General features: G+C 54.1%; 5 protein-coding genes. All 5 read left to right on the top strand.

The genetic code is table 11. The features are described 5' to 3' along the window. Positions 1-63: 63 nt before the first annotated feature. The 5 genes from ONB24_05270 (at position 64) to rpmA (ending at position 6,392) form a co-directional block, all read left to right on the top strand. Entirely contained in the window at positions 64-1,494 is a 1,431-nt protein-coding gene (locus ONB24_05270) for a 2-oxoacid:acceptor oxidoreductase family protein (protein MDZ7315517.1), read from the top strand. Positions 1,495-1,641: 147 nt separating this feature from the next. Beyond that, positions 1,642-4,194, top strand: a complete 2,553-nt coding sequence (locus ONB24_05265) for a TIGR03960 family B12-binding radical SAM protein (protein MDZ7315516.1) — start codon at positions 1,642-1,644, stop codon at positions 4,192-4,194. Positions 4,195-4,213: 19 nt separating this feature from the next. Further along, entirely contained in the window at positions 4,214-5,734 is a 1,521-nt protein-coding gene (locus ONB24_05260; protein ID MDZ7315515.1) for an Rne/Rng family ribonuclease, read from the top strand. 67 nt (positions 5,735-5,801) lie between these two features. After that, the gene (gene rplU / locus ONB24_05255) at positions 5,802-6,113 is read left to right on the top strand and encodes a 50S ribosomal protein L21 (protein ID MDZ7315514.1); all 312 of its coding nucleotides are present in this window, start codon (positions 5,802-5,804) and stop codon (positions 6,111-6,113) included. A 24-nt stretch (positions 6,114-6,137) separates the two neighbouring features. Further along, positions 6,138-6,392: a 50S ribosomal protein L27 gene (gene rpmA / locus ONB24_05250; GenBank protein ID MDZ7315513.1), complete on the top strand. Its 255-nt coding sequence runs from the start codon at positions 6,138-6,140 to the stop codon at positions 6,390-6,392. Positions 6,393-6,512: the final 120 nt, after the last annotated feature.

Genomic DNA, 6,512 nt, shown 5'->3' with positions numbered 1-6,512 from the left:
GGCGTCGTGCCTACAACGGAAGAGATCATCGAACAAGTCACGCAACTGATAAAGGCATAACCTATGGCAGCGAACGCCTTTTTAAAACCGAACAGCTTTTATTCGATTTATGAGCGTAAATCGGGGCTCAAGGATGTAACGCATTATTGTCCCGGCTGCGGCCATGGCGTCCTTCACAAGCTCATTGCCGAGGCCTTGGACGACTTTAAGATTCGCGAGCGCACAATTCTGATTAGTCCGGTCGGATGCAGCGTTTTTGCCTACTACTATTTTCGCGTCGGCAACATACAATGCGCGCACGGCAGAGCGCCGGCAGTGGCGACGGGGATCAAACGAGTGCATCCGCACAGCATCGTGATCAGCTATCAGGGAGACGGCGACTTGGCGGCGATCGGCGCCAACAACATTCTCCAGGCGGCCAACCGCGGCGAAGCGATTACGGTCTTTTTCGTCAACAACGCCATATACGGCATGACCGGCGGCCAAATGGCGCCCACCACGCTCATGGGACAAAAAACGACCACGACGCCGTTCGGCCGGCACGCCGAAAATGAAGGGTTCCCTTTGCGCGTTTCGGAGCTCATCTCCGTTCTCGAAGCGCCCGTGTATGTCGAACGAACGGCTATTACCGATGCGGCGCACATTATGAAAACGCGCGCCGCCGTACGCAAGGCGCTGCGCAATCAGATCGACAACAAAGGCTTTTCTTTGGTCGAGGTCTTGTCCGCCTGCCCCTCCGGCTGGAAGATGACACCGGTCGAAGCCAAGCATTGGATCGAAGAAGAGATGTTCAAAGTGTTTCCGCTCGGGGTCTATAAGGACATCTCGGATCGCATCGCGCCGCGGCCTGCCGAGCGACGCTCTTTCTCTGTGGACGGCATTGCCGAAAAATTAGAGCTTCCAAAGGAAACGTCCGTCCAAACGGAAATCTCCGCCACTAAGGAAAGAAACGAGCGGCTGGTGATTGCCGGTTTTGGCGGGCAGGGCATTCTCGTTCTGGGGATCGGCTTGGCTCAGGCCGGCATGATCAACGGCTATCATGTTTCCTGGCTGCCATCCTACGGCCCGGAAATGAGGGGCGGCACCGCCAATTGCCATGTCACTCTTTCGACGCATCGCGTCGGTTCGCCGTTGGTCTCCAAACCGACGGTGTTGATCGCCATGAATCTGCCCTCCCTAGATAAATTCGAGCCGATCGTCGTGCCCGGAGGTTGGATTATTTACGATTCTTCGCTGATTCATCGGCAACCGATGCGGAACGACGTCAAAAGCTTGGCCATACCGGCGACCCAGATGGCGGACGAACTCGGCAATACGCGCGTCGCCAACATGATCATCTTGGGCGCTTACATTGCTTTGAGCGGCATCCTACCGGCGGAATGCGCGATGGAAGCACTGCCGTTCATCATCAAGCGTAAGAATTTGTTGCCTCTCAATCGGACCGCTGTCGAAAAGGGGATGGAATTCGTCAGGAATGCCGGTCTGGCGGCATGACGAAGCGATTATAGGACGGCTTCAAGGGCGGGCGACAAAAAGTGCTCAGATTTTAGGATAAATCTTTGTATATTAGAACAGTTAATGGATGAATAAATTGAGAGAGTTGTCGCCATCCAAACTGTTCGCGAAACCGATCTGAACCGTTTGTTGCCCTTCGTTGCCAAGCCGGGACGATATATCGGCAACGAATTCAATATTGTCCGCAAATCTCCTGCTGACGTCGACCTGCGTATTGCTCTTGTTTTTCCGGATGTTTACGAGATCGGCATGTCCTATTTGGGATTTGCCGTTCTCTATCATCTGCTTAACCGCATTAAGGGCGTTTACGCAGAGCGGGTCTTTGCTCCATGGATCGATATGGAGCAAAAGATGCGCGAGCTAAAGATCCCTTTGTTCAGCCTGGAGACGCGAACACCGCTCAATCAGTTCGATATCGTCGGCTTTACGCTGCAGTATGAACTGCACTTTCCAACCATACTCAATCTTTTAGATTTGGGCGGGGTTCCGCTATCGGCACGGGAAAGAGAGGGATTCCCCTTGATTTTTGCCGGCGGACCGTCGGCCTTTAATCCCGAACCGATTGCCGAGTTTTTGGATGCGGTGGTGATCGGCGACGGGGAAGAAATTGCACCAAAGATCGCCGAAATGGTCCGCGAGGCGAAAAGAAGCAAGGTCTCCCGTGCAGATCTGCTGTTCGAATTGGCCAAAATGCCGGGGGTTTATGTTCCGCAATTCTATCGCGAAGCGTACGACGAGACGGGAAAATTTCGCGCCCTTGAACCGGTACGGGAGGGCGTGCCGCGGCGCATCCGCGCCCAGATCGTCGAGGAGCTAAAGCCGGAATATTACCCCGACAAGCCGCTCGTCCCGTTGATTCCGACGGCCCATGATCGGGTGTCTTTGGAGATCGCCCGCGGTTGTTCACGCGGCTGCCGCTTTTGCAATGCCGGAATCATCTATCGCCCGGTGCGGGAGCGCTCGCCGGAGGATCTCCTGGAGCAGGCGCGACGCAACATCGAGGCGACGGGGCACCAGGAGGTGTCGCTGCTGTCGCTTTCGACCTCGGACTATACGCAGCTGCCGAAATTGATGTACCTGCTTGCAGCCGAATTCAGCAGCAGGAACATCAACATTTCTTTTCCCTCGCTCAAGCCGGAAAGCTTTACACCGTTGGTGGCGCGGTATGCACGCGGCGTGCGTAAATCCGGTTTGACCTTGGCGCCGGAAGCCGGATCGCAGCGGCTGCGCAACGTCATCAACAAGGCCACCAGCGAGGGAGAGCTTCTGCGGGCGGTGGAGCTGGCTTTTCGTGAAGGGTGGGAGACGGTCAAACTCTACTTCATGATCGGTCATCCGACGGAGAACGATGCGGATTTGGAAGGCCTGATCGATCTGGTCGACCAGGTCCGACGCATTGCGGCGAAAAAAGGGGGGCGCATTCACGTTTCGCTGTCGCCTTTTATTCCCAAACCGCATACTCCGTTTCAATGGGCGGCTCAGGACACCCGAGAGCAAAGTCAACGCAAGCTGGACTATTTATTGGAAAGAATGCGTTGGCGAAACGTCAAAGTGAGCAGACGCGACCCGGAGACCGCCTATGCCGAGGGACTGCTTGCCCGCGGCGACCGTCGATTGGCCAAGGTCGTCCGGCGAGTTTGGGAGCTGGGCGCAAAACTGGACGGCTGGACGGAGCTGTTCGATTTTTCGCGTTACGAAACGGCGATGCAGGAAAACGGCCTTGAATTTGCAGACTATCTGGCGGAACGATCTTTTGATGATCCCCTTCCTTGGGATCACATTGACAAGGGTGTGACCAAAAAGTTTCTGCGCGATGAATATCGCCGCGCTCTGGGCGAAGAACAGCTGCCTGATTGCCGACTCAGCGAATGCCACGCCTGCGGCCTCATGGGACAAAAAGTGTGTCGCGAATTGTTCGCGGATTCCAGCCCAAAGCCGCAGCAAAACGACGAGGCGCCGATCTGGGAGCCGCCTGCAATGATCGAACGGTCGAGCGACGAAAGAGTGCTCTATGCGCGCCTGCGTTACAGCCGCGGCGAGGAGCTGCGATGGCTGTCGCATCTCGACATGATGCGGCTGATCGAGATGGCTTTGCGCCGCTCCAAGCTGCCGGTCGTCTTTACGCAAGGATTCAATCCGCATCCCAAATTGGCCTACGGGCCGCCGTTGCCGACCGGCTTGACCAGCGAGGCGGAATATCTGGATATCGCCTTTGCGGGAAGTAAAGAGACGAATTTTATTGAAGCCTTGTCGCCTTTTCTGCCGCATGGGATGAGGCTTCTGCAGCAGCGGATTTTGGATCATCGGCCCCCGGCGCCGGCAGCGGTGATCAATCGAGCTGTCTATGATTTTTTTCTAACAAACGGAAAAGAGTGTGAACCCGCCGTTGAACGGCTCGGTCAATTGTTCAGTTGTTCCGAGCTGCGCGTGGAACGAAAAAAAGAGACAGGCTTCCAGGTCGTCGACATTCGGCCGTTTTTGCTCGCATATGAGCTGAACGACAGCGGTTTCGCCCTGACGACGGCCTTTGTTGAAGGCAAAAGCATCCGCATCGATGAAATCTTGGCCCTTGTTTTCCCCCACGCCGAAGAACCGGCGGCATCTGCTTCCATCCATCGGCGCGCTTTATGGGTACAGAACGGCGACCGACGAATCGATCCGATGGATTTGACGCAGTAACAAAAAGTGTAGAGGAACTATGAGCAAAATCATTGCAATCAACGTCTCCTTGGGTGAGACGAGAATCGCTATTTTGGAGAACAAACAGTTGGTGGAGCTCTATTATGAGCTTCCTGAACGGGAACGCATGGTGGGGGACATTTATTACGGCAAAGTAGCAAAAGTTTTAAAAGGACTTCAGGCTGCCTTTATCGACATCGGGCACAAGCAGGATGCCTTTTTGCATTTTTCCGACATTGACGATCACTTGATCGGGTTCGATCCCCACGCCAAAAAGGATCAACAGTTTCCCAAGCTCGATCAGAAACGGGACGGCCTGCCGATTAAGCGCGGCGACAACATCCTCGTTCAGGTGACCAAGGAACCGATTTCTGAAAAAGGCGCCCGCGTGACCACTGCCATTTCTTTGGCGGGCCGCTATCTTGTTCTGGTCCCCAACGACAACATCGTCGGCGTTTCGAAAAAAATTCAAAACCGCAAAGAGCGTTTTCGCTTGAAAAAGATCGGTCGCGAAATCCGACCGGAAAATTTCGGACTGGTCATTCGTACCGTCGCCGAGGGAAAGGACGAGGCAGCGCTCAAGGCCGATCTGGAAAGCCTCATGAAAAAATGGGACCAGCTGGTGAAAAAGATGCGCTCCGTCGAACCGCCGGCATTGGTCTACAAGGATGTCGGTGTGCTTTCGAGCGTCATCCGCGATCTCTTTAGCAACGATATCGAGCAGCTGATCGTCGACGATAAAAAGATGTACAAGGAGATCGTCCGCTACCTCAAGGATGTTTCACCTCAGCTGGTCGATCGCGTCAAGCTGTATGACAAAAAGACTCCTCTGTTCGACGAGTATGATATCGAGGAACAGATCAACCGCAGCATTTCCCGCAAAGTCTGGCTCAAGAGCGGCGGCTATCTCTTTTTCGATCATACGGAAGCCTTGACTGCGATCGACGTCAACAGCGGCAGATTTGCCGGCCGGGCAAATCACGATGCCAACAGCTTGAGAATCAACCTCGAGGCGGCGCGTGAGATCGCCCGTCAGCTGCGGCTGCGCGACATCGGGGGCATCATCATCATCGATTTCATCGACATGGTGGATCCCAAAAACAAACAAAAGCTTCTTGAAGAATTTAAAAAGGAGCTGGCCAAAGATCGCGCGCAGACCAATGTTGCTCCGATTTCCGAGTTTGGTATCGTGGAGATGACGCGGGAGCGGGTACGTCCGGCGCTCCTGTACTCGATCTCTGAACCGTGTCCCGCCTGCATGGGTACCGGCCGCGTCATCTCTAAAACGACGATTGCGCACAAGATCGAGCGCTGGATCAAACGGTACCGCAGCGAAGGCGGAGAGAGAAGCGTCCAGTTGGTTGTTCATCCGGAGCTGGCCAAGTTCCTGACCAGCGGAGTGCGCAGTTTTATCCGCCGCATGAGCTGGCATTATTGGATGCGTTTCAAGGTCATTGCTGATGAAAACATCAGCCTGGATGAATTTCGTTTTTTGGACAAGCACGGTGAGGAAGACCTTACTGATAAATATATGTCTTGACTTTTTTTGCCTATTTTAGTATTTTAATAAGCTTTTAAAATGACGATAATTAGGGAGATGGACGCCGATGTACGCGGTAGTGGAAATAGCGGGACAGCAGTTCAAAGTCAAGAAGGACGATGTCGTGCTGGCGAATCGCCTGCCTGGAGAGCAGGGCGATGAAATTTCGATCGATAAGGTGCTGCTGGTTTCCGATGAGCAGGGGATCAAGGTGGGTGCGCCTTATGTAGACGGCGCCAAAGTGACTGCGGCGATCCTTGAGCAGACCCGTGGGGACAAGGTTCTTGTGTTCAAGAAGAAGCGTCGCAAACGTTACAAAGTATTGAAAGGTCACCGTCAACTGTTGACGGCGCTGCAGATCAAGGAAATCACGGCTTAATCATTCCATTCGGGAGAACCAAGCATGGCGCATAAAAAAGGTGTAGGAAGCAGCCGGAACGGTCGCGACAGCAATGCCAAGCGGTTGGGCGTCAAGCGTTTCGGCGGCCAAGTCGTGACGGCGGGAAGCATTCTCGTACGGCAGCGCGGAACGCGCATTCATCCCGGGCCCAATGTCGGGATCGGCAAAGACGACACGCTGTTTGCCCTTGTCAACGGCACGGTCAAATACTATTCGAGCGGAAAAGATAAAAAGTTTGTCACCATAATTCCCGCTTAAGAATCTAAAAAGCGCCGCCAAATCGACGGCGCTTTTTTTATGCCCTCTCTTTTGTTCAACCACATCTAAACAAATATTATGCCGGCAGGCCACTTTTAGCTTGACTCTGAGCGGCTGTTC

It is taken from the genome of candidate division KSB1 bacterium (assembly GCA_034505495.1).
Taxonomy (GTDB): domain Bacteria; phylum Zhuqueibacterota; class Zhuqueibacteria; order Residuimicrobiales; family Krinioviventaceae; genus Fontimicrobium_A.
This window is presented reverse-complemented; position numbering and strand designations above follow the sequence as displayed.

Bases quoted from the DNA above. Each gene is read 5' to 3' on its own strand.
- ONB24_05270 (MDZ7315517.1), top strand. From the start codon at position 64: ATGGCAGCGAACGCCTTTTTAAAACCGAACAGCTTTTATTCGATTTAT.
- rplU (MDZ7315514.1), top strand. From the start codon at position 5,802: ATGTACGCGGTAGTGGAAATAGCGGGACAGCAGTTCAAAGTCAAGAAG.
- ONB24_05260 (MDZ7315515.1), top strand. From the start codon at position 4,214: ATGAGCAAAATCATTGCAATCAACGTCTCCTTGGGTGAGACGAGAATC.
- rpmA (MDZ7315513.1), top strand. From the start codon at position 6,138: ATGGCGCATAAAAAAGGTGTAGGAAGCAGCCGGAACGGTCGCGACAGC.